Annotated in this window: 22 protein-coding genes; 21 read left to right on the plus strand and 1 reads right to left on the minus strand. The window is 43.3% G+C overall.

Going from position 1 to position 21,000, the window contains the following annotated elements:
* Nucleotides 1–5: 5 nt before the first annotated feature.
* The 21 genes from V4U84_RS17630 (at nucleotide 6) to V4U84_RS17720 (ending at nucleotide 19,336) form a co-directional block, all read left to right on the plus strand.
* Nucleotides 6–215: a helix-turn-helix domain-containing protein gene (locus V4U84_RS17630; RefSeq protein WP_334074133.1), complete on the plus strand. Its 210-nt coding sequence runs from the start codon at nucleotides 6–8 to the stop codon at nucleotides 213–215.
* A 35-nt stretch (nucleotides 216–250) separates the two neighbouring features.
* A complete protein-coding gene (locus V4U84_RS17635) occupies nucleotides 251–814 on the plus strand; it encodes a hypothetical protein (protein ID WP_334077619.1) in 564 nt (187 codons plus the stop codon).
* A gap of 717 nt (nucleotides 815–1,531) precedes the next feature.
* On the plus strand, nucleotides 1,532–2,359 hold the full coding sequence (locus V4U84_RS17640; protein WP_334074135.1) for a hypothetical protein: 828 nt from the start codon (nucleotides 1,532–1,534) through the stop codon (nucleotides 2,357–2,359).
* 21 nt (nucleotides 2,360–2,380) lie between these two features.
* Nucleotides 2,381–3,127, plus strand: a complete 747-nt coding sequence (locus V4U84_RS17645) for a hypothetical protein (RefSeq protein WP_334074136.1) — start codon at nucleotides 2,381–2,383, stop codon at nucleotides 3,125–3,127.
* 5 nt (nucleotides 3,128–3,132) lie between these two features.
* Complete coding sequence (locus tag V4U84_RS17650; RefSeq protein ID WP_334074137.1) at nucleotides 3,133–3,894, plus strand: hypothetical protein; 762 nt, start codon at nucleotides 3,133–3,135, stop codon at nucleotides 3,892–3,894.
* A complete protein-coding gene (locus V4U84_RS17655; protein WP_334074138.1) occupies nucleotides 3,894–4,565 on the plus strand; it encodes an ATP-binding cassette domain-containing protein in 672 nt (223 codons plus the stop codon). Before V4U84_RS17650 ends, V4U84_RS17655 begins: the two co-directional genes overlap by 1 nt.
* Complete coding sequence (locus V4U84_RS17660) at nucleotides 4,558–5,235, plus strand: hypothetical protein (RefSeq protein WP_334074139.1); 678 nt, start codon at nucleotides 4,558–4,560, stop codon at nucleotides 5,233–5,235. The genes V4U84_RS17655 and V4U84_RS17660 overlap by 8 nt, the downstream gene beginning before the upstream one ends.
* Nucleotides 5,236–5,427: 192 nt before the next feature.
* Complete coding sequence (locus V4U84_RS17665; protein ID WP_334074140.1) at nucleotides 5,428–7,335, plus strand: MBL fold metallo-hydrolase; 1,908 nt, start codon at nucleotides 5,428–5,430, stop codon at nucleotides 7,333–7,335.
* A gap of 97 nt (nucleotides 7,336–7,432) precedes the next feature.
* Nucleotides 7,433–8,275 carry an aldo/keto reductase gene (locus V4U84_RS17670; protein WP_334074141.1) on the plus strand — a complete coding sequence of 281 codons (843 nt, stop codon included), beginning with the start codon at nucleotides 7,433–7,435 and terminating at the stop codon, nucleotides 8,273–8,275.
* 444 nt (nucleotides 8,276–8,719) lie between these two features.
* Entirely contained in the window at nucleotides 8,720–8,881 is a 162-nt protein-coding gene (locus V4U84_RS27045; RefSeq protein WP_464686147.1) for a DUF6199 family natural product biosynthesis protein, read from the plus strand.
* Nucleotides 8,859–9,185, plus strand: coding sequence for a hypothetical protein (locus tag V4U84_RS17675; protein WP_334074142.1), 327 nt, complete (start codon nucleotides 8,859–8,861; stop codon nucleotides 9,183–9,185). Before V4U84_RS27045 ends, V4U84_RS17675 begins: the two co-directional genes overlap by 23 nt.
* A gap of 63 nt (nucleotides 9,186–9,248) precedes the next feature.
* Nucleotides 9,249–10,331, plus strand: a complete 1,083-nt coding sequence (locus V4U84_RS17680; RefSeq protein ID WP_334074143.1) for an SGNH/GDSL hydrolase family protein — start codon at nucleotides 9,249–9,251, stop codon at nucleotides 10,329–10,331.
* A gap of 187 nt (nucleotides 10,332–10,518) precedes the next feature.
* The gene (locus tag V4U84_RS17685; RefSeq protein ID WP_334074144.1) at nucleotides 10,519–12,795 is read left to right on the plus strand and encodes a hypothetical protein; all 2,277 of its coding nucleotides are present in this window, start codon (nucleotides 10,519–10,521) and stop codon (nucleotides 12,793–12,795) included.
* 18 nt (nucleotides 12,796–12,813) lie between these two features.
* Nucleotides 12,814–13,425 (plus strand): pentapeptide repeat-containing protein, encoded by a 612-nt coding sequence (locus V4U84_RS17690; RefSeq protein WP_334074145.1) that lies wholly within the window; start codon nucleotides 12,814–12,816, stop codon nucleotides 13,423–13,425.
* Nucleotides 13,426–13,844: 419 nt separating this feature from the next.
* Nucleotides 13,845–13,976 (plus strand): deaminase domain-containing protein, encoded by a 132-nt coding sequence (locus V4U84_RS26965; RefSeq protein ID WP_148455872.1) that lies wholly within the window; start codon nucleotides 13,845–13,847, stop codon nucleotides 13,974–13,976.
* A 5-nt stretch (nucleotides 13,977–13,981) separates the two neighbouring features.
* Nucleotides 13,982–14,335, plus strand: coding sequence for a hypothetical protein (locus V4U84_RS17695; RefSeq protein WP_334074146.1), 354 nt, complete (start codon nucleotides 13,982–13,984; stop codon nucleotides 14,333–14,335).
* Nucleotides 14,336–14,788: 453 nt separating this feature from the next.
* On the plus strand, nucleotides 14,789–15,118 hold the full coding sequence (locus V4U84_RS17700) for a hypothetical protein (protein ID WP_334074147.1): 330 nt from the start codon (nucleotides 14,789–14,791) through the stop codon (nucleotides 15,116–15,118).
* A gap of 83 nt (nucleotides 15,119–15,201) precedes the next feature.
* The gene (locus V4U84_RS17705) at nucleotides 15,202–15,696 is read left to right on the plus strand and encodes a hypothetical protein (RefSeq protein WP_334074148.1); all 495 of its coding nucleotides are present in this window, start codon (nucleotides 15,202–15,204) and stop codon (nucleotides 15,694–15,696) included.
* A gap of 734 nt (nucleotides 15,697–16,430) precedes the next feature.
* Nucleotides 16,431–17,189, plus strand: coding sequence for a hypothetical protein (locus V4U84_RS17710; RefSeq protein ID WP_334074149.1), 759 nt, complete (start codon nucleotides 16,431–16,433; stop codon nucleotides 17,187–17,189).
* Between the two features lie 788 nt (nucleotides 17,190–17,977).
* Nucleotides 17,978–18,139 carry a hypothetical protein gene (locus tag V4U84_RS17715; RefSeq protein WP_334077620.1) on the plus strand — a complete coding sequence of 54 codons (162 nt, stop codon included), beginning with the start codon at nucleotides 17,978–17,980 and terminating at the stop codon, nucleotides 18,137–18,139.
* Between the two features lie 696 nt (nucleotides 18,140–18,835).
* The gene (locus tag V4U84_RS17720) at nucleotides 18,836–19,336 is read left to right on the plus strand and encodes a hypothetical protein (protein ID WP_334074152.1); all 501 of its coding nucleotides are present in this window, start codon (nucleotides 18,836–18,838) and stop codon (nucleotides 19,334–19,336) included.
* A 196-nt stretch (nucleotides 19,337–19,532) separates the two neighbouring features.
* Here the strand turns inward: V4U84_RS17720 and V4U84_RS17725 are convergent, their stop codons facing one another.
* The gene (locus V4U84_RS17725; protein WP_334074153.1) at nucleotides 19,533–20,966 is read right to left on the minus strand and encodes a hypothetical protein; all 1,434 of its coding nucleotides are present in this window, start codon (nucleotides 20,964–20,966) and stop codon (nucleotides 19,533–19,535) included.
* Nucleotides 20,967–21,000 lie beyond the last annotated feature (34 nt).

Genomic DNA, 21,000 nt, shown 5'->3' on the forward strand with positions numbered 1-21,000 from the left:
ACACAATGGCGATCATAATCAATGTTGACGTGATGCTGGCTAAGCGGAAAATGAGTGTAACGGAACTTTCGGAGAGGGTCGGAATCACCATGGCGAATCTGTCTATTTTGAAAAACGGCAAGGCCAAGGCGATCCGCTTTTCAACTCTGGAAGCGATTTGTCAGGCTTTGGAGTGCCAGCCCGGCGATATTTTGGAATACCAAAGTGAGGAATAACCAATCCCTTGTCGCACGAGAGGATGTAAGTTGAGGTGAGGAAGTTGACCGGAGAACCAATGATATATCTCCTTTTGACGGATACGGGGACGGTGTTAAACCGGATGATTAAGTCCTATACCGGACAACCTTATAATCATGCCTCCATTGCCTTTGATGCCGGATTGAGCGAGGTATATAGTTTTGGGAGAAAGACGGCAAATAACCCCTTTATAGGCGGATTCGTCCGAGAGAATCTTCACTCCGTCCTGTTTATGCAAGCGGAATGTGCGATCTATGCTTTAACTGTAACCCATGATGAATATCATAGGATGCATCGCTATATCCGGGAAGTCGCCGCGCAAAAAGAACGTTACCGCTATAATTTCATCGGATTATTTGGCGTGATGCTGCAAAAACCGATCCCGAGAAAGCATGCTTTCTTCTGCTTTCAGTTTGTGGCGTCTGTGCTGAAGGAGGGGGAGGTCCTTCATTTTGACAAAGACCCTGCGCTGGTTGAACCCGGCGAGCTGCCCCATTTTGCCAATTTTCAACTGATCTTTGAAGGAAGGGTACAGGATTATCAGACGAGTGTCGATATGAGGTATGCTTATTCTTGAAGGGTCGGGCCGTACTTTTACGAGTGGGCTCTAGAAGGGTAGGACGTTCAAAGCTGACCCGGGATCATTGCTATTTTCTCCTTGTATACTTGATTAAAGCCCAGATTCCCACTCCTATAGCTGCTAGAAATAATAGAAAAAAGAAGATTCCTGCGTATATAAACGAACCAAATGAACCCATTTAATCATCCTCCTTTGTGCTCCCTATTTTAGCATAAATAAGCAAAATATGAGAGGAAGGGATTTGAATGAAAAAGATGTTAATATCGTTGCTGCCCTAGGCCCTTGTTTTTGTTTTAGCATTACCAGCAAGTGGCGCAGATCAGCACTACTTTGGCTGCCCCCCACGATCATGACCAGGTTCCCTTGTCCGTAGACATGAAAAAACTCCTGATTTGCACCGTTACCTATGATGTATCGTACCCTTCGAAAGGCCACATCTTTTGCTATTATATTCCTGACTGGGACTTTTCCCAATGCCCAATTGAAAACGCTTAAGAGATTTTAAAAGAAGGAGAGTTGGGATAACGAATAGTATAAAATAAATTTTTGAAATAAAAAGTCCAGTTTACCCATACTTAAAAACAGGTAAATATTGTATTATAATTACAGTTTGCAAACTATGATTTTCCAATAAAGGAGGAATTTTATTTTGAAAACAAATGAAGCGTTCTTTTGAGAACGCTTCATTAAATTCATTTTAAAGGGGTTTTATCGGTGAATTTGTGGAAGATGGAGTTGAAAAATTGTCTTAGTCGAATAGAATTTAAGGTTGTATTTTTAGTGTTTTTTCTTATATCTATCGGAACTTTTATAGAAGCTTGTTACATTGTATACGGATCGGAATTAACCTTTATTCGATCAGCTTATGAAATGTCAATATTACAAGGGACATCGACTAAGATTATGATGAATATTCTACTAGTGCTGCTCCCTTTGATTATTCCCGTGATTTATTCCAATTCTCTAATTACTGACTTGCGATCCGGAGTTTATAAGAACATCCTGACAAGATCCGATTTAAAAACTTATCTTTGGGCAAAAGTTTCGGTGACTTTTTTAGTGAGCTTTTTTACAGTCTTTATTCCTTTATTTATTAATCAAATTCTATGTTTAATTACATTTCCTCAAGTGGGTTATGATAATCGGTTTGCTTTACCTTCATATGATATTGGCATTCAAAATTATGATTCGCAGGCGATCATGGATGTGCTCCGATTAGGCCATCCGTTATTGTATAACATGGTGTTTATGGTTTTAATCAGTTTGATGGCATCGCTCTTCTCTATATTTGCGTTTGCGGCGTTCTTAACGTTTAACTATAACCAATTCTCTATTTTTACAGGTGTGTTTCTTTTTATAACCATATTAAATCTGGTTATTTCTTTACTGGGTTCAAACCGGTTAAGCTACACAAGCTTACTAACACCTGCTACAAAAGGAAGTCTTATAGATTTGTGCTTATGGATAACCGGATTACTTGTGGTTAGTTCTGGTCTAGTCCTGTTTAAAGCACGGCGCATTGAATTGGGAATTCATCGTTAATGGAGGCTGTGGATTAATATTATGAATTTACAACTTCAACTTTGGTTACGAGCCTTAAAAACTAAACTAACCCTTTTTTTTATATTCTTTCTTGTTATTTTAGGGGGTTACTCCATCCATCGTGTGGAAGTTGATGAAGTTGGGGATCACAATCTACTTTTAAATGTGCTTACGGGGATGATGAACGAGAATATAGTATTATTTTTATATATCCCTATGTTTTTGGTGTTTATACTAAATTTTGTTTTCAGTTTATTTAAAAGTAACGTTTTGTTGAAGTACGGAAACTTTTCGAAATGGTGGCTAAATAGTGTATTTTTAATTTTTCTATTTTCCGCGACGGTTTCACTCATCATCCAATTGGTAATGATCTCGATGCTGTTATTTGGCGGATTATCTTTAAATGCTATTGTTAATATCTATTTACCGATTGGTATTTTAATAACATGTACACTCCTAAGCGGGTTTGTTTTGCTAGGAGAGGCAAGTTTTATTATTGTGTTATGTTTTCGGAAACACTATTGGGGGATAATTCTTCCCATAGTGTTGCTTTTTATTATTAAAACGGTCCAGTGGGTTTTTAAAGCAACCTGGATTACATTGGATCAATATATGGCCATTAGTTATAAGTATAGCTCTAATTCCACTGCCTTTGGGCAGGTGAATTTCTCGGATGCGGTCCATGTGGGCATATGCTTTAGTGCCACTATAATATTATATGTTCTGGGGTTGGTTTTAATAAAAGAAAAGGATATTTATTGGGAGTAGCAAATATGAGAATTCTTATAGATATTAAGCTTTTGCTAAAGCTTCTTTTATGGGGAGTATCGCTTGCGGTGTTTTCGTTTTACCGAACATTAAATTATGGATTTGATCTAGAAGGGATCATTATGGAATCCTACGGTAATATAAATCGCGAAAGTATTACTTGGGTGATTCCGTTATTCATATGGTTATTACCGTTATTAATACTCAATTTCTATATTGGTAACCATATTCATAAACAAATGGGTGAACATGCTGTCTATATTTTTACTAGAACCAATAAAAGGATTGAGTGGTTTCTACAACAAGTTACTACCGTACTAATATATATTTTGTTCTTTCAAATAGTCGTATATACCGCTACTTTATCTTTGGGGGTTCTGTATAATTTAAGCCCTGTTAACATCTCCTCGTTCCTGGTTCTTATATTACAAATATTCATCTTTAGTACGCTCGGATTAGTTGTTTCTATATTACTTGTCAATGTTCTTTCCATTATTATGAATGTAATTTATAGTTCGAGTTTGATAATTGCTTTAAATTTTCTATTTATCCTTATCGGCGGAATATGGGGTGGGGACACAAATTTTACAAAATGGCTCCCTTTTACTCAAAACATTGTGGGTTGGCAATCCGAAGACTTACTACATATAAAAATGTCTGATTTGTACTTTCCGTTTTTTTATTTAGCAACGTTTTTGATAGTAATCGTACTGTTCGGCTGCTGGAGGATTAGAAACCAAGATATTTTAGCTAAGGAGGCTCTTTAGTGATTATACTCAAAAATGTTAGTAAGACTATAGGGAATGAACAGGTCTTAAATAATATACAATTGACCCTTGAGGATAATAAAATTCACGCTTTTTTTGGAGCGAACGGTTCTGGGAAAACCATGCTGTTTAGGGTAGTCTGCGGTTTGGTAAAACCTACTGAAGGCGAAATTATCATTCACGGGAAAACTTTGCATCGAGATCTTTCTTTTCCTCAGGGACTTGGAGTGATCATTGAATCACCCGGGTTTTGGGATCGGTATACGGGCTTTGAGAATTTGAAGGTTCTGGCATCGATTCAAAATAAAATAAGTAATGAGGAAATATCCGAAGCTCTAAACAGAGTGGGATTAGATCCAAAGGATTCGCGTGTTTATAAGAAGTATTCCCTAGGGATGAAACAGCGTTTAGCGATGGCACAGGCGATTATGGAGAAGCCGGATATTCTGGTCTTGGATGAGCCGACAAATGCGTTGGATGAGGAAGGCGTCGAACGTATTAGGAATATTATTCTGGAAGAAAAGTTACGCGGAGCGACAGTTTTAATTGCTAGTCATAATAAAGAAGATTTGGAGATCCTGGCTGATAAGAGGTATTTAATGAGAAATGGGAGTCTCAAGGAAGAGATCGAGGCAGGCGGCTTAAAGATGGGGGCTGACAACGATGCGTAAATATTTCGGGTTGTTGGTTATAATCTTAATGGTCTCTATTGTGGTGGGAATAGTAACATCCAAGTCATTTGAAAATAATCTGGCTGTTCAGGAATACACCAAACAAAGTGAAATTCGCCTTAATCTTATAGAGGATGAGACCTTGGTTTCCACTTATTTTAATAATGAGATAGACTCACTTAATGAATTGATTGATCATTCTGACTTAATTCTTAAAGTTAAAGCAACGAAGAACAGATTAAATTATTCGCAAACCATCAAAACCAAAGTCGAAGTCATGAAGGTTTATAAAGGAGCGAATTTAGAAGGGAAACATGAGATTTATATTTATGAACCAAGTTATTTTTTTGGTCCGAATTATCTATCTTTTGGCGGTTACAATATTATGCAGGATGATGGCGAATATATTGCTTTTTTAAAACATCTTAAAAAGCCAGAGGGATATAAATATAAGGGAGATGAGGATGTCAGCTTCGTACCCATTTCTACTTATTACGGAAAGTTCGAGGAGACTTCTAACGAAAAAACAAACCAGCCCTTATCCAGAGAGGAACTAGATAATGGGATTAAGTATTCCAAAGTAAAGGATTGGGCGATAATCACAACAAAAAAAGAGCAACTACAAAAGTACAACGAATTACGAAACGCTGTCATGGCTGAATATAAATAATGAAAATGTGAAATTTACTCTTGGCGGATCCGGAAAGCCTTTCTCCGGGTCCCTTTTTGTGCTGTCAGCGGATTCTATGACATATATTGATCGAATACGACAAAAAAATCATGGAAGGGAAGGGGGTTATAAGGTATTGTGTTATAATATGTAATTTTGTTTCATCATTTATACATACAGGAGGGAATAGTTTTGCAAGTTTTACGCCAACACAAAAAGCTCGCGGTTTCCTTGCTCCTCGCCTTTGCGGGGGTGGCCGTATTGGTGGTGCTATGGATCTTCAAACCATGGGGAGCAGGTTCCGCCTTGGAGAGTCCCGTCGTCTTTGTCAGAGACGACTTGCTCATGATGATGCAAGAGGATGAGCAGCAGCCGCTCGAGTTGGGTGGACCCTTGCCGGAGGACGAATTAAGGCCGTGGCCGCACTCTTCGGTGGAGAGGTATATGAAAGATAGACTGATCAAGGTAAATGAACGGCGGAGCAGGATGTTTTTTGTAAGGGAGATTACGAAGGATGGTAAAGCTGTCTTATCTTACCGTGATTTGTCCAAAAGTTCCTCCGCCAGTGAACCCGGATCAGACCTGGCTTCCGGCATCAGTGAAATGAATTCGAGTTTTTTCGAGATCAGCGGCGACGGTGAGTTCGCCTTTTACTTGAAGGATGACGACAGGGGAGCTCTTTATGTACATAATCTGGACAAGGAAACTTTAATCGATGAGAGGATAGTCATCTACAACTATATCGATGAGCCTGGACTGCTATACTACATAACCCTGGATGACCAGAACCAACGGACTCTTAAAATGGCCAAACGTAGGGGTTTCCATAAGCAGGCGGTTATTGATACGAATGTGTCCCGTATATCGAATATCGATACTAAATCCGGGGAAATCCATTACTTGAAAAAGACGTCAAACAGATCGAACGATCTTTACAGCATGATGCCCGGCAAATCCCCGGTCAAACTGATCTCTAATGTGGATTATGAGGTAGGGGAAGTGCATGAAGGGGCGCTCTTCTATCGCGCGACCGAGCCAACGAATTTGACGCTTTACGATGTGGTGGTCGACGATCTCAAGGAAAGCGATGCGGCCATCATAAAACCGAAGGAAGAGGATTATGCGAGCGTAGAAAAGAGAACGCTGACTAACTACTGGACGGGCGAGCCCTATGAAGCGGATGTGGAGGTTTTCGATGAATCGGGCTTTGACAAGGCCGAAGAGGCGTATGACAAGAAGGTCGAACGGGACAGATTACGCAGTGTCCTCAAGACAAGGAGCCTGGGCACCTTTGGAAGTCTACATTATTTCAGCGGGGGACAATCTGTGGATGTAACGGATAGATATGAGCGCATGCTATTGGTCGACGCCAAAACGGGCCTAATCATTTACAAGAAATTGCCCGATTATACCAAGGCACCTAAAATTCCGTTATCGGAGGTGGAATTCCCGGAGCAGGCGGAAGCCGATTATAAGAAAAAACTGGACGAGGCTTCGGAGGTTTATCTTTATACGCCCCGCACCGGCGCGGTCAAGCTGGATAAGGACTCGGGCTCCTTGCTGATACAGGCTGCATTAAGCCCGGATGGCAAAAAGCTCTATGGCAATGAAGAAGGAAAGACGTTTGTTTCTTACGATCTGGAGGAAGGCTTACCTGTTCACCGTAAAGTGCTGGATGAGGATGTTTCCTTGTTTTTGCCTCTAGGGGAAAACAGAGACAAGCTGTTCTATTTCAAAATTTCAGGCGAGGAATCTACGCTCTATGCCTATGCCAATGGGGCAAGCCACCAAATCTTTAAAGGCGTCGATTACAGTTCCAATAAATACTATTCGCAGACGGACGAGCTTTACTATTTAGCGGATTACGATTTGGAAGAACGGGCCGGAACTTTATACCGTTATCGCAACGGAAAGTCCGTCAAAATTTCGGAGCATGTCCACGCTTTTGACTATAACGAATCCAGCGGTCTCTACTACATCATCAACTTTGATCCTTCCAAGGGAACCGGGGATTTGATGCGCGAAAAGAACGGAAAACCCGAGCAGGTGGCCGATCGTGTAAGATTTATGCTCGGAGTAGCCGATTACGAAATTCTCTAGCCTCATTGAAGTACGGGTTATGGGGTAATAACTCCTGAACATCGTTTATAATAGTAGGAGTTAAGATTCCATCACTTCTGTAAGGAGGCTGCTCAAAATGAATCGGAACATCCCGGAACATACGCTAAACGATGGCTTAAAGGTCCCCGCGATCGGGCTTGGCACGTATAGCCTGAAGGGGGAAGAGGGCGTAAAGGCGATGGCCGCCGCGATGGATGCGGGGTATCGGTTAATTGACTCGGCTTTTAACTATGAGAACGAGGGGGCAGTCGGGAAGGCGATCAAGCGGAGTTCCGTTCCCCGGGAAGAGCTGTTGATTTGTTCCAAGCTGCCGGGACGCCGTCACGCCTACAAAGAGGCGCTCGCGACCATCGAGGAATCGCTGTACCGGGCCGATCTGGATTATTATGACCTCTATCTGATCCATTGGCCCAATCCCAAGACGGATCTGTACGTGGAAGCTTGGCAGGCGATGATCGAGGCCCGGAAGCGAGGCTATATCCGGTCGATCGGCGTCAGCAACTTCCTTCCCGAGCATCTGGAGCGCCTGATTCAAGAAACTGGCGTGACTCCGAGTATGAATCAGGTGGAGCTGCATCCTTTCTTCGACCAGGCCGATCAGCGGCGGAAGCATGCCGAGCTTGGCATCGTGACGGAATCCTGGAGTCCGCTCGGGCGCGGGAATGATATTGTGGAGCACGAGAAAATCGTCAAGATCGGACAGGCCCACGGAAAAACGGGCGCTCAGGTGATTTTGCGCTGGCACACCCAGCTCGGGGCGATTCCGATTCCGAAATCAGGCTCCGTACAGCATCAGCAGGCTAATCTTGATATTTTCGATTTCAAGCTGTCGGCGGAGGAGATGGAAGTCATCTCGTCCTTCAGCCGCGAAGACGGGCGGTTATGGGGGCAGGATCCGAGCGAGTACGAGGAGTTTTGACCCTAGGACTAAACGATGGAGCATGAGAAGTCCTTGATGGAGAGGATCCGGAAGAATTTTTTCCGGGTCCTTCTTTTTGCGTATACCCCGCTTATAGCCGGAAAAACCATCTCCATTAGATGTTATGAATGTAAAAGGGTTTGGTACGAATTAAAGGGAATTCTTCCCGTTAATTTGGTGCGTGTGCGGCTGCAGAGGCGAATTAGCTGGAAAACCTCCCGTTAATTCGCCTGAAATTGTGTCTATCGGAAATTAGGCCGCCAAATAGATGGAGAATTTCCAGCTAAATCCGCCAAGAGCGGTAAATTAACGGGAGCTTTTCCCGTTAGTGTGTAGACTCCGACGGCGGGACTTTATAAGGGGGCTTATATGGCAGGCTTTTTTGGGTTTTTGTTCATTATATTGGGACTTATAGCCGCAATACGGCCTTAATCCGTATGGTATCTGCAACTTGGATGGAAGTTTAAAGACGCGGAGCCCAGTGCTCTAGCGTTACGTAGGGAACGTTTTGCGGGTTTTATGCTGGTGATGGTCGGCGTCATCCTGCTTGTTTCGAGCTGCTTTGAATCCGGGAGATCCTCGGATGGATGGCCGCGCGCGTTTTAAAGAAAAACTTTCCGCAGATCGGGTGTTAGAAATCAATATCGGGATGACCCACCCTGTAACCTTAACCCAAGAGGAGACAGACACGGTCATCGAAATGATACAAGCGGCGGAGCTTAGCCCCTTCGAGCCAGGCAATGCCTATGGTGCGAGCAATACCGGCGATTTTGTTCAAAGATCATACGAGGGTGAAACTTTTGTTTTTTGGACCATCCGGTGGCATCGAATTGCATCCGGAACAATCCGAGAAAAAGTATGTGATCATAAGCGAGAATTTAATAAAATGGTATCGTACAAATCATTTTGACGACCTATGGAACAAATTGATCGGCATACAGCCACGGTCTAAATTAGAGGGGGAAGGTTCAATATGAGCACCAATGTCGGGGGCGTCCAAACGTTTAAAGCCACAGGAAAGCATGTCAAAAGGCTGGGGCGGACTTATGTTTACAATGATGCGCTATGGCTGGCTTTGTCCGGTGGTGGCGTGGAATTCACGTTTTATGGCAAAAAAGCGGAAGTGACGATAAAGGGCGATAATATCGCGTCAGGCGAGGAGAATCTGGCCCGCATCGGCATCGAGGTGAATGGAGAACGGGTTGTCGATGATCTGGTGAATCAACCCTTGAAAACGTATACTTTTTTCGAAAGTGATGTGAAGCAGCAGGTTACGGTAAGGATCGTGAAGCTGTCGGAGGCGGCGATGTCCACGGTGGGGATTCAGGAGATTACGGTGGAAGCCGAAGAGGGGATCAAGCCCACCCCGGAACAGGCGCGTAAAATCGAGTTTATCGGCGATTCGATCACCTGCGGCTATGGGATGGATGATGAGAAGGTGGAGTCTGTTTTTTCCACGGCGACGGAAGATGCCACGAAAACCTATGCCTACCAAACCGCCCAGGCCCTTCAGGCGGACTACAGCATGGTTTCGTATAGCGGGTATGGCATAATCTCGGGATTTACGGATAACGATCAAAAACTGCTGACGCATCTTCTGCCGGATTATTACGACTTGGTGGCCAAGTCCGAGGGGAGATTTGACGGCATTCTGGACCCTACATCGCTTCGCTGGGATTTCCGGCAGTTTGTCCCCGATCTGATCGTCATTAACCTTGGAACGAATGATGATACCTACGCGAAGGAAGATGCCGACAGACAGGCGGAATACGCCGGACAATACGTCGAATTCCTGAAACGGGTCAGGGCGCAGAATGCGGGTGCGACGATCCTTTGTACGCTCGGGATCATGGGAGACCGGTTATATCCCAAGGTGGAACAAGCGGTTCGCGAGTACACGAAAGAAACGGGGGATACCCACATCTCCACGATGAAGTTTGACGTGCAGTCGGCGGAGGACGGATATACCGTCAACTACCATCCGTCGCATGCGACGCATACCAAAGCGGCGAAAAAACTGGTTGCCTGCATTAAAGGCCTTATGAGCTGGGAATGAGCTGAGTCACTCCCCTCGAAGGGCTGTGTTACCGTCGGTTGCCGACTAAGGCGTTAATGAGCCCGCGCCATAACCCATTATACCTACTCCGCGTTCCATCCAAACGGAACCTTATTCCTATTCCTCCCAATTCAGGTTTTTGGTAAAATATCCTGAATTCGGTGTATGGAATGTTGAGGCGAGTGGGATGCAAAAAACGGATACCCAAAAGATAGAGCAATTATCAAGCGATTTGAGCCGTTTGAGGCAGAACCTGGAGAATTCACTGACCCATCTGTCCGGGAGGTTAAGCAGCCTGATTAGCCAGGTGGAATCTTCCTATCCCGAACCCTCGGTCCGCGACGCGGTGCGTGAGGTGACGGCACAGCTTGGGGAGATGATGAGGATGGCAAAACAGTTGGACGACCGGCTGTACGACAAGGTGAGGGCGCTGGGCGAGGTGGCTAGCGCGTACCTGCAAACGGAACGCGAAGTCTTTGCGCTTGCGCAGGCAAAGCGGGGGGCCGTTTTTACGTTAAAAAGCTTTGCGCTAGGTTTGGCAAGCCGCTTCGATCGGTATAGCCGGAACAATGTGGCCGAAGCGCGGAACACCCCGCTGTCCTTGCTGCAAATTTTGAAGGGAGCGCTACTGGAAGTCCAGGACATCTCCTTGAAGGGGCGTTTAAGCCCGGTCCAAGCCGATAAGCGCATCGGATCCCTGCTGGACATGCTGGATTACGGGTCTCCTGAAGCGCAGAAGTGGGCAAGGGGAGAATTGGAGGACATCGTCGGAACGCTTGAGGAAATCGCCCGCGATCGGTCGGCCTATCGAATTTATGAAACCTATCAAAATGAGAAGTACATGGCGTACATCCATAAACGGATGGATCAGCAGCGCAGCCGATTGGCCGATCTGGGCGTAGCGGAGGAGTGGTATGGCGAAGGGGGAAGTTTGTCCTCTTTTTACAAAGGGTCGCCGTTAAACGCCTGTGACTATAACCCACTAAATAATGATTTCTCACGCATGCCCTTGGAAAGCGAATTGAGATTTGTCATTGCGGCCGGGTTGTTTAACCCCGCGTATCGGAAGTGGGCTGCCCTGCATTATCCTCGAATTGAGGCAGCGGTACATAAGGCGGTCGAGCAGCGCAAGCGGATGGAGCAGGTTCTGGAGCAGTACAATAAAGAAGTTTCGGCCAAGGATATCCGCAAAATGCAGGAACATCTGAAAGAGATGAATCTCTACCATGGGGAGATTACCGGGAAATACAATCTGGAGTTCCTAGTCGCTGTTGCGGGCTATCAGCATATCGGCAATACCGTTAGTTCCGTGGCTGCCGTCCGGCGGGACATGTTTCATTTAGACCGCTATCAGTTCGAGGTAAACGGGAAAATCACGCAGGAACTGCTGGATTTGGCGGCTGCGGAAAGAGGGCTGGGCATCTGGAATAACCCGGATGTGAAAGCCGGCGGCCTCGCGGCTTCCGTGACGCTAGTAGGGGTAGGCGATGGGATTGCTAGCCAGCTCCTCACCGACACATGGGATGCGGCCCAATTCGCGTATAAGACGAACCCCGTAACCCTCCAATACTGGACAGAAACCGTTCCCGCCTATTACGATTTTGGTAAAGCGGTTTATAGCGGCGACATGACCTTCGAAGACATCAAGGCTGCGATCGGCGAGGCGGCGGCCGCGGAATTTGTCGTGCCGTTTCGGGATATCCGGGAGCTGTACGATAAAGTCCTGAGCGGCAAGGCCTCCTACGAGGAAAGTCAGCGTTTTGGGCGGGCGCTGGCCAAGGCGGTGGAAGTTGCCGCCCTGGTTAAGGCGGCGGCCCAGGCCGGCGCGAAAGTCTCCTCCAAAGTAACCAAACAGGTGGACAAAACGTTGTCCCAACTCGAGGAACCCCTGAAACCTCCAGCCCTGAACCCGGAGCGTACCGGCGATTTAACGGTGCCGAAGGTGGATGACCTTGGGCCGCCGCGGGAGAGGGAGCTTGGGGATGGTCGGGGGGCGGGGGAAGTGCGAAAGTTAAATCTATATGATGAATCTGGTAAATATACCGGAGGGAGAACACCCGAGGAATTAGCTGATTTAGCATATGATCCACATAAAAAGAAAACTACAGAGGGATCTGAAATCGAACGAGAAGTGATTCTTGAATTAGAAGAGGAGGGAATAATAAAAAGAGCAATTAGAGACACAATTGGCCAAGGTGATTATATCGACGAAGTAACAGGACTTAATTATGATATAAAGAGCTTCCAATCATACCCTTTGGATAATCAAGGAAATAAAATCACTAATCCGAGAGCAGGAGCATTTAAATTATCTAATGCAATGCGAGATATTATAAAAGAGTTTGATGTAAACGGCATGGATTTTGTTATCATAAACACAAGAAAGGTAGAAGAAGAGCATGTAAGGCAATTGATAGATGCTTTAAAGAGTGCAGGATTGTACGACAAGATTATTTGGAAATAAAGAGGTGTGTTGTAGTCAATGATAAAAATATCTCAAAGCGAATTGGATGAAAAGTTTGCTAAGCATATGAGTTATATTAATACAAAAGGAGAAGAAGGGGAAAAGATAATACTAGATCATGTTGACTTTTCTGATCTATCATTCAATGGAGTTACTTTTATAGACGCCCAAATTACAAGTTCATTATTTAAGAATAACGTTTTTGAGAATACCGAATTTTTCGATTGCCTATTGTGTGATTGCAAGTTTGATAATGTAGCTTTTAATAATATTAACATGGTTAAAGCAAATCTCTCGTATAGTAAATTTGTTCAATGTAGTTTTCAAGGTTCACAAATTTGGAGATGTCAGACTAATGAAACGGAGTATATAAACAGTAATTTTTGTAATTGTAAATTGTACGATTGTTTTGCTTATTCATGTTTAGATGGTATCACCTTTAATGATATAGATTTTGAAAAATTGAATTTCTATTGTGCGTCGGTAAAAAATCTAAGTTTTATTAATATTCAAAATTTTGATGAAAAAAAAGTTGGTAATAATTTAAATATAGGAAACTTTGATGAAGAAAAAATAATAAAGAACGATGAAGCTATCTTTCATTTAAAGTCTCAATCTGTTTGGCTATAAACATTCATTATAGGTTTTTATTATTAAATTGTTACGCTGTAAGCAGCGCAAATTCGATCCTTATGGAGTGTTAGGCTCTATGCGAAGAATGATTGCTTTTACATTTAACAGATCGGTTATGGGAAGGTATTACCATTAATCGATCTGTTTTCTGTTATGCCGACTTTTCACTGCCTGTTGAAATTACTATAATATCTGGCGTACAGACAATTAAACATTGCCCAAGGTGGATGACCTTGGACCGACGCGGGAGAGGGAGCTTGGGGATGGTCGGGGGACGGGTAATAATAAATCTAACAGCTACACTTTAGAAAAAGTAGATATAAATTCAAAAGGGATAGGTGGAGATTTAGCAAGAAGAGGTAAAGAATTAAGAAAAGAGTTACCAAAAAGGAATTCGTAAAAGCGGTAACTTTGGTATAGCTGAAGTTAACACTGACCGTGAGCCTTGTGCGAGCTGTAGTCCGATAATCGAACAATTTAAAGCGAAGTACCCTGATATCGAGGTGTTTGTGTACTTTGTAAAGAGCAAAAAAGATAATGGAAGGTGAGTTGAATGTTTGAAAAAATTACTTGCGAGAAATTAATGGAGTATGTTCCAAATGATTTTGATAAGTTTGTATCCGACGGTTTATCTTCAATTCAAGCTGTTTCAAGGTTAATCAACGAGTATGAAAACCAAACAGATGACTATGAGGATGTCAGGTGGATGTTTACAGTTTTACTAGCCGAGATAGGTATAAAGCACGATTGTTTGAGAGATGAGATTAAATTAGAGGCACTTAGTATTATAAACGATAAGAAATTAGTGGATTATTGGAAAGAAGAAGGGATAAATGATGCAGAAGTATTCAACAGAGTTTTACATTTAGAAAAAGTAAAAAATATCATTATAGAGTTTGGGTCTTAAATCAAGTAAGGGGCTGTCAACATTTTTGTGTTAGCCTATTTATAACCAGTAACTAGATTGTACAACCAATAAACTAAACATTAAATAGTTCAAACACTTGATAAACTTTTATAAGCTCTTCCAACTTAATATATGAGTGGAATGGGCTTTTTTGCGTGATCTTGTCACGGCATCGGCTCGGGAAATAGGCGAGGAAGACCCAAGCTATTATGTTGTTCATGACAGAATAGCCGAGTATAGAAGCCGTTATAAGCTTGAACAGTAGTTCAATCTGGCAGGTAAGAAGTCACCATGAATTAGGGTGTACGAGATGTCTACCTACTAGCGAAATCGCGTTACACGAAACAGGTCGATCCATCATGGTCAGATACCACCGGGATTGATCTGTTTTTTTCGTTCATTTTATAACGCAAGGTCCGCTTATACTACTATATATCCTGGGGGACATAAAAGATGATTTGGAGAATCGAGGAAAATAAGAACATCCTATGGTATACAAGTGATTTATGCCAATTAAAGCTAATAACAGAAGAAGATCGCATACATATTTATCTAAATTACAAAGGTTTTAATATCATTATGCCGATGATAATGTGGGATTTTGATGAAGAAGTAACGGAAAGAGGGATTGAGTACAGTATAGAAGGTGACAAAATGGTCAACTGGCACTTTATTGTACAAAACAAGGATTTACGACTGTTTATTGACCTAATTTACTTTTTTATTAAAGAAAATAGTGCGGACAAAATGCTTGATCCTGATTTAGCTATTGAGCAATGGTAAGCTCTTCAGTATCAACATAACCTTGGATACGAAAGGTGGATTGAAGAAGGTAAAGTAACGAAGTTTTATAAGAGGTGAAAAAAATGGACTATTCGTTATTTATAAATACAAGCTTAGATGGTGGAATGTTAGGGGAGTTGTTTTATAAGCTATTGAGTCAAGTTCTGAAAGAATCCCCGACATTTAATAAGTATCAGCATAGGTATGGATATCGATATATAAATATAGGATGTGAATACTTTCTTTTGACAATAACCCTTGATGACGACGACATGACTGATACTTTAGAGTGTAGTAAAGAAGATTTTGGTATTGAATCAAGCTGGGTAATTAGTGTGCAATTTGTCTCAAGGAATTTTGGCTTAGGTTGGTTGAAATTTCTTGAGGTTATTGGAAAGTTCCTGCGAGAAGTTGAGGGTGAAATGCTGCTTTTGGACGATGGGTCAAGCCCTATCATGAAAAGAGCTGGCGGTACTCTATTCGTAAGCGATGATTTGGATGCACATCAATCAAGTTTTATAACAAATGAAAATCTTAAGAGTCTTAATTATCCATATCTATATGGAAGTATGAGGTGAAATCAAACAATCAACTACCGAATTTAGGGAACCTATATTGTAATGGAATATCCATTTTACCGGAGTGATGGTATGGTCGCATTGAATATAAATAAAACCATGTTTAAGAAACACCTGTTGCAAACCTTGAATGAAATTTCCATATGTCAAAATATTACGATCGACGAAACGTGTAAGTTCATAGTTGTGCCTAAAATGGAGCATGGAAAAAGGCTTAATTCTACCGATGATTCTCTACATCGTTGGATGTTAAATGATTAAAACTTAAGTGGGAGAGAATTTGACTTAGAAACCGTTATTGATATGCTCGGGTGTAAAATTCCATTTTGCCCCGTTTGGATTAATGTAGTACACCCTGTAGCTCAATTAAAACGCTGATTAAATTTGGACTGGGAGAGGGATGTGTTGGAGTGAGTGATAGGAATGAGGCCGATGGCAACGGAGCAGATCCGACTAACCGCCGGCAGAAGAACCAGAGTCCCTGGAAGGAGCCCTGTAACTGGTCAGATCCTTAGGGGGTGAGGCGGTGGCAGATCCAATGAAAACACGACCAATATCTCTATTTGTAGTCGTCGATGGAAAAGAGATTAAGTTCTGGAGAGAGAGCTGAGGAAAACTGCAATAATAATTTATTTCTAAATTTATCCTTGTAAATATTTATAAAAAAAGAGGATTATATAAATGAATGTAGTATATTACATATATAACCTATTTTAGGAAGGAGATATTAAATTATGAAAAAGCTTCTGAAGTCTGTTATGTTGGCTACTGTTGTTTCAGCGTTAGTTCTCTCTTCGCAAGCAATTGCAGCTCCTACGAGTGAAAGGGGGGGGGAAGAACTGATGCGGGAAACCAACAAGATTCTAAGAGAATCAGGGGCACTAACTCAGAAAGATCGCTTAGAGGAGTTAAAAAAACTTGGATGGGAAGTTCAAACTTCGGAGGGTAATGACTCAATTTCACCGCAAAGCCTTCCTGGTGATGGGAAGGTTACTAACTACTTCATGAGAAACCCTGATAAACCTGGGACATATTTAGTTGAAGTACTCTGGGACTATACTGGTACAAATAATACTTGGGATACTACATCAGGATCGGCGTACGACTTTTTAGGTATAGCTATTACAGATGAAAACGGTAGATCGGTTAATGCTCAAGGAACAAACGGTGGCATCGTGATGCAAGATAAAGATTACACCAAATATACTAACGGTGCTTCTCTTTATAGTTATCAGAATTCAGGTGCAACTTATACTTTTGCTGACAACTACGCATATGGGCAAGGTATGCATGGCTATGCATGGTTTTATATAACTAAACCAACCAGTGGAAAATCTTATTATATGAAGTCGCAATGGGTCCACACTTGGAATACTTTAAGTGCAACTTTAACAAGTCTTACTTTAAGCTACCCTTTTAGTTTGAATGCAACATTTACAAGAACTCCATCACAATGGGGTGTCTCCGATCAGGATTCTGTTGTTTTTAATTAACAACTTTTACTGAAGATATCATTCAATAAAGAGACGCCCTTATATTGCCAAATTGGCAAAATAAGGGCATCTCTTCAAGCAGTTTATTTTTTTACAGATTTATAAATTATCATTACTGTCGAATAAATAACCAGTATTAATCCTGTAATATTCAAGGCGTGTAAAATGTATAGTTCAATGTTTGAAAAGAAAAAACCGAAGAACATTTTAAACAAAAATAAAGGTTCTAATGTTGGGGAAAGATTTAACAATAAATATCCTGTTACCAATAAAACCATAGGCCCTACGTATTTTTCCAAAAAAAAACCTCCAATATCATATTGATTTCATTTATTTATTAAAATTAGAAAAATATGATCTTAATTACATATTATATTTTTTTCTGTTTTAGTCAAGTTTTAGGCACTTACCTCGGAACGGATCCGGAAGAACAGAACCGTCGGTAACTTTCGTTTGAAGGATCTGGCGCGGCAGCCGACAGAGAAAGACCAGTTGAAAGGAAGAAGCTCTGCAGTAGGTCAGATTCTGAGGGGCTGAGGCTAATGGGCACGGAGCGAATCGTGCGAGCGGCGGTAGCGAACGGAGAAGCCATGGCGGTAGCCAGCAGAAACCAAAGGAAGACCAGGGAGGGAACACATTTTTAATAAAGTGCTAAGCGCCTGCTCCAATTCATCAAGTGGAACCGCTTGTCTTTTACTAGTGTCCTATCAGACGACCTTGATCTTGTTTGTTCGCGTAAGATAGCTCCGTGACGCTTATTTTTGTTTCTGCAGCTAAGATATGCCTGGATGGCAGAAGATAGATCCTTGTACTCAGAGGCTCGAAATTACTCCATGGTGATGTTCCGGGGAGAAGTTGTTCAGGATGAAATAAAGACGCTCGGAACGATGGTAACGGCGGCGGAGTATCCTGAAAAAGCGCAGATTACCCGTGTGTTTTTTACTCTGTGAAGTGTGGCCATACAACTGGTTCGATCTCAAGTCCAGCGCAGAGAGTAAGTGCTTAACTCCTCTTTTGTGTGTATAGGTGCCCGCAAACACGTTTCGGAGTGCTGCTGAACCTAACTTTTACCGCGATAAGGTTGAAGAGAAAGTGGGCCAAACTCATCACCGCAGATCACCTTACCGTCTTTTGGAGAACTGTTGTATAGGGCTTCGATTCGTTTTTTACTTTCAAATTCAGTATCATCGGACTGCTTCCATGTCTTAGTGTTCTGGTAGGTAATCTTGGCTTCGTCCAGAATCACACGGATGGTTTCAATGGGGATCGATAGGCATTCTCCTTCTGCTCTACTACTTCTTTCAGCTTTAGATAGAGACCAATTCGTAAACTGATAGCTCAGCGTGCGAGGAGGAATCTGTGCCAGTTCAACAATTCGAGAACACTGTTTTTCCGTAAACGTTCGAGGTTAACCTCCTACATAATTAGGTTTAAGCGAGGCTATCCCTTCTTGATTGAAGCGGTGGATCGTTTTAACGATTATGCTCCTGGGAAATATCATAAAGCTGACTTATTCTAAGGCATCTTCATTTTCTGAGCAGAGGCAAGGATAAGGAAATTCCGCCGAACCTGGACAGGATCAGCTCTTTTTCGTTGCAAACTACGATATCTAATGGGGCACCAGAGCGGTTCCGGAGGTATACCTAATGGATTTTTCATTAAACATGGGTTTTGATTTGCCTAAAGAAGGATTGGGGAAGTTGCTCTACAATATGATGTTCGAGGTATTATTTGTAGAATTAATCGATTATGAGGCGGAAGTATGGAATCACTCTTATGGTCAAGAAGTAAGTGTCGGGTGCACCTATTTTTCAATGGGCATTGATTTAGAAGATGAGGATGATTATATGGAGCGTTATCGGCAGGCCAATCTCGAGGCGTATGGGGTGGATACGAATGTTTTTATTAGTATTCAATTTAAATCGTACATCTTTGAGATCGGATGGGTAAAATTTCTTGAAGTCATTGAAAAGCTGTTGCGCTTAAACAATCTGGATTTGCTTGTTTTGGACGACACCTCGTATCCTTTATTCAAAAGAGTTCAAAGGCGTTTGCTGATTAATAGTCATTTAGATTATCGGACATGGTTGATGGCAAAGGAAAATCTGGCGCTGCTGAATTATCCTTATGAAGAAGAGGCTTTCTAGAGAGGGTGAGTAATATCCATTCGCAAAATGGACTCGGCATGTTCCTCACGGGGAGGACCACTGACGACCATCTTCCTTCAATGACCCCATCCCGCTTTCCCCGTTGTTTATTCACCTATACAAAAAACCAGCCTAAGCTGGTTTAATCTCTACCTGGCAGCATCGGGGTTAGAACGACTCTCCCTGTTCTCCGATACTACACATAAAGCTGCACATCCTTCTGCGCTTCATTGACGGGAATATACGTGAAGTGTCTGAAAATATCCCCAGGGTGCGTAACGATCAACGGGCCCCACGAAGGGTTGGCGTCATGCATCAATTTCAGCAGGGTAACCATCCGTTGGAAGACGATTTCCGGATTTGCATTCTTGGATAGAGCTTCTGTAACGGCGGCCGCAACGACATGCGCCGCATAGAAACCATCTCTGTATAGAGCCGGAAGCGGCGTGCCCGTGGTTTGTAATAAAGGGCGCAAAGCAAGGATGATTTGTTCATCCCGGTCTCTCCAGTTCTGGATCTGGCTGAGGCTGGTATGCTCCAAGCTTCTCAGCTTGGCTTTCATGATCGTTTCCGCCACAATCCGGGCCGATTCCCTGGCTGCGTTCGCGTCGACAGCGCGATTTTCGAGGCGAATCGAAGCAAGGTCTTTGTCGGTTTCCGCAAGAATCACGCGCTGCCACTCCTGGGCTCCGGAGAATTCCAAGAGGCCGGTCGCGAAGGCTCCCAAATACCCCCTTAGAATGTCGGCGGGGTGGGAATCATTGGCCGGGCCTATGTTTCTAAGCGCGGCATTTCCCGTGAACGCGGCATTCATCCCTCGAAAATAGCCGATCAAACCGATGGCGGCCGCGGGTCCCACATTTAATACGCCGAGCACGTCCGAAGCGGTTTCGTCGATCCGGGACGCCCAATAATCAGGCAGATTATGACCGACATTGGCCCGGTTTAGTTCGGTCCAAACCGTTTGCGAAAGTTCCTCAAGCAAACCGATATCCGCATGAAGAATGTCGTGGCCGCATACCTCATGAGGCAGGCTGGACCAGGAGAGGACCCCGGCATTCGCATGAATGGGCGGCAGGCTGACGATAGCGGCTTGCAGGTCGAAAACCGAGGTAGCGTCGATCGGCCAGGTGTAGGGGCCGCTTTCCGGGCTTCCCCATTTCACAAGCGCCGGAATAACGCTTAAGTCCGGCGGCTTCACGCCTACACGGTCGGCGGCGCTCAGGAATCCGTCGTACAGGTCGCTTACGACCTCTTGAAAAGCATCCGTGGCCAGCGGCAAGTAACCCTCGCCGTGCTGGAGAATGGATTGGGCGATGTCCAACATCAATCGGGCGCTGGAATTCCGTTCGGGATCACGAATCAGAATCTCTACGAAGCCCCGCGGTCCCAGCTCGTCCAATTTTCTCAGGAAGGGCTTGACCACCGTTTCCTGATAAAGCTTGGGCAGCTTGTCCTTGACCGCTTCCAATCGGCCCCGAAGCTCGTGAAAGTCGGTTGGCGGCTCAGGGGACTGGAGAGGGGTCAAAACCGCTCTTCTGACATCTTCGATGCAAACGGCCAAATTGGAAATGTCCACCGTATTTACGGCGATCCGGTTCGTCACATTTTTATTGAATAACTCTTGCAAACCAATACCTCCTTGGGGTTCATTGGGATTCGGA

The sequence above is a fragment of the Paenibacillus sanfengchensis genome, assembly GCF_036864765.1.
Lineage (GTDB): Bacteria > Bacillota > Bacilli > Paenibacillales > Paenibacillaceae > Fontibacillus > Fontibacillus sanfengchensis.

Coding starts and splice junctions, on each gene's coding strand:
- V4U84_RS17715 (WP_334077620.1), top strand. CDS start 17,978: ATGGCAGAAGATAGATCCTTGTACTCAGAGGCTCGAAATTACTCCATG.
- V4U84_RS17660 (WP_334074139.1), top strand. CDS start 4,558: ATGCGTAAATATTTCGGGTTGTTGGTTATAATCTTAATGGTCTCTATT.
- V4U84_RS17650 (WP_334074137.1), top strand. CDS start 3,133: ATGAGAATTCTTATAGATATTAAGCTTTTGCTAAAGCTTCTTTTATGG.
- V4U84_RS17700 (WP_334074147.1), top strand. CDS start 14,789: ATGATTTGGAGAATCGAGGAAAATAAGAACATCCTATGGTATACAAGT.
- V4U84_RS17675 (WP_334074142.1), top strand. CDS start 8,859: ATGGATGGCCGCGCGCGTTTTAAAGAAAAACTTTCCGCAGATCGGGTG.
- V4U84_RS17695 (WP_334074146.1), top strand. CDS start 13,982: ATGTTTGAAAAAATTACTTGCGAGAAATTAATGGAGTATGTTCCAAAT.
- V4U84_RS17630 (WP_334074133.1), top strand. CDS start 6: ATGGCGATCATAATCAATGTTGACGTGATGCTGGCTAAGCGGAAAATG.
- V4U84_RS17720 (WP_334074152.1), top strand. CDS start 18,836: ATGGATTTTTCATTAAACATGGGTTTTGATTTGCCTAAAGAAGGATTG.
- V4U84_RS17705 (WP_334074148.1), top strand. CDS start 15,202: ATGGACTATTCGTTATTTATAAATACAAGCTTAGATGGTGGAATGTTA.
- V4U84_RS17645 (WP_334074136.1), top strand. CDS start 2,381: ATGAATTTACAACTTCAACTTTGGTTACGAGCCTTAAAAACTAAACTA.
- V4U84_RS17670 (WP_334074141.1), top strand. CDS start 7,433: ATGAATCGGAACATCCCGGAACATACGCTAAACGATGGCTTAAAGGTC.
- V4U84_RS17710 (WP_334074149.1), top strand. CDS start 16,431: ATGAAAAAGCTTCTGAAGTCTGTTATGTTGGCTACTGTTGTTTCAGCG.
- V4U84_RS17680 (WP_334074143.1), top strand. CDS start 9,249: ATGAGCACCAATGTCGGGGGCGTCCAAACGTTTAAAGCCACAGGAAAG.
- V4U84_RS17690 (WP_334074145.1), top strand. CDS start 12,814: ATGATAAAAATATCTCAAAGCGAATTGGATGAAAAGTTTGCTAAGCAT.
- V4U84_RS17685 (WP_334074144.1), top strand. CDS start 10,519: ATGCAAAAAACGGATACCCAAAAGATAGAGCAATTATCAAGCGATTTG.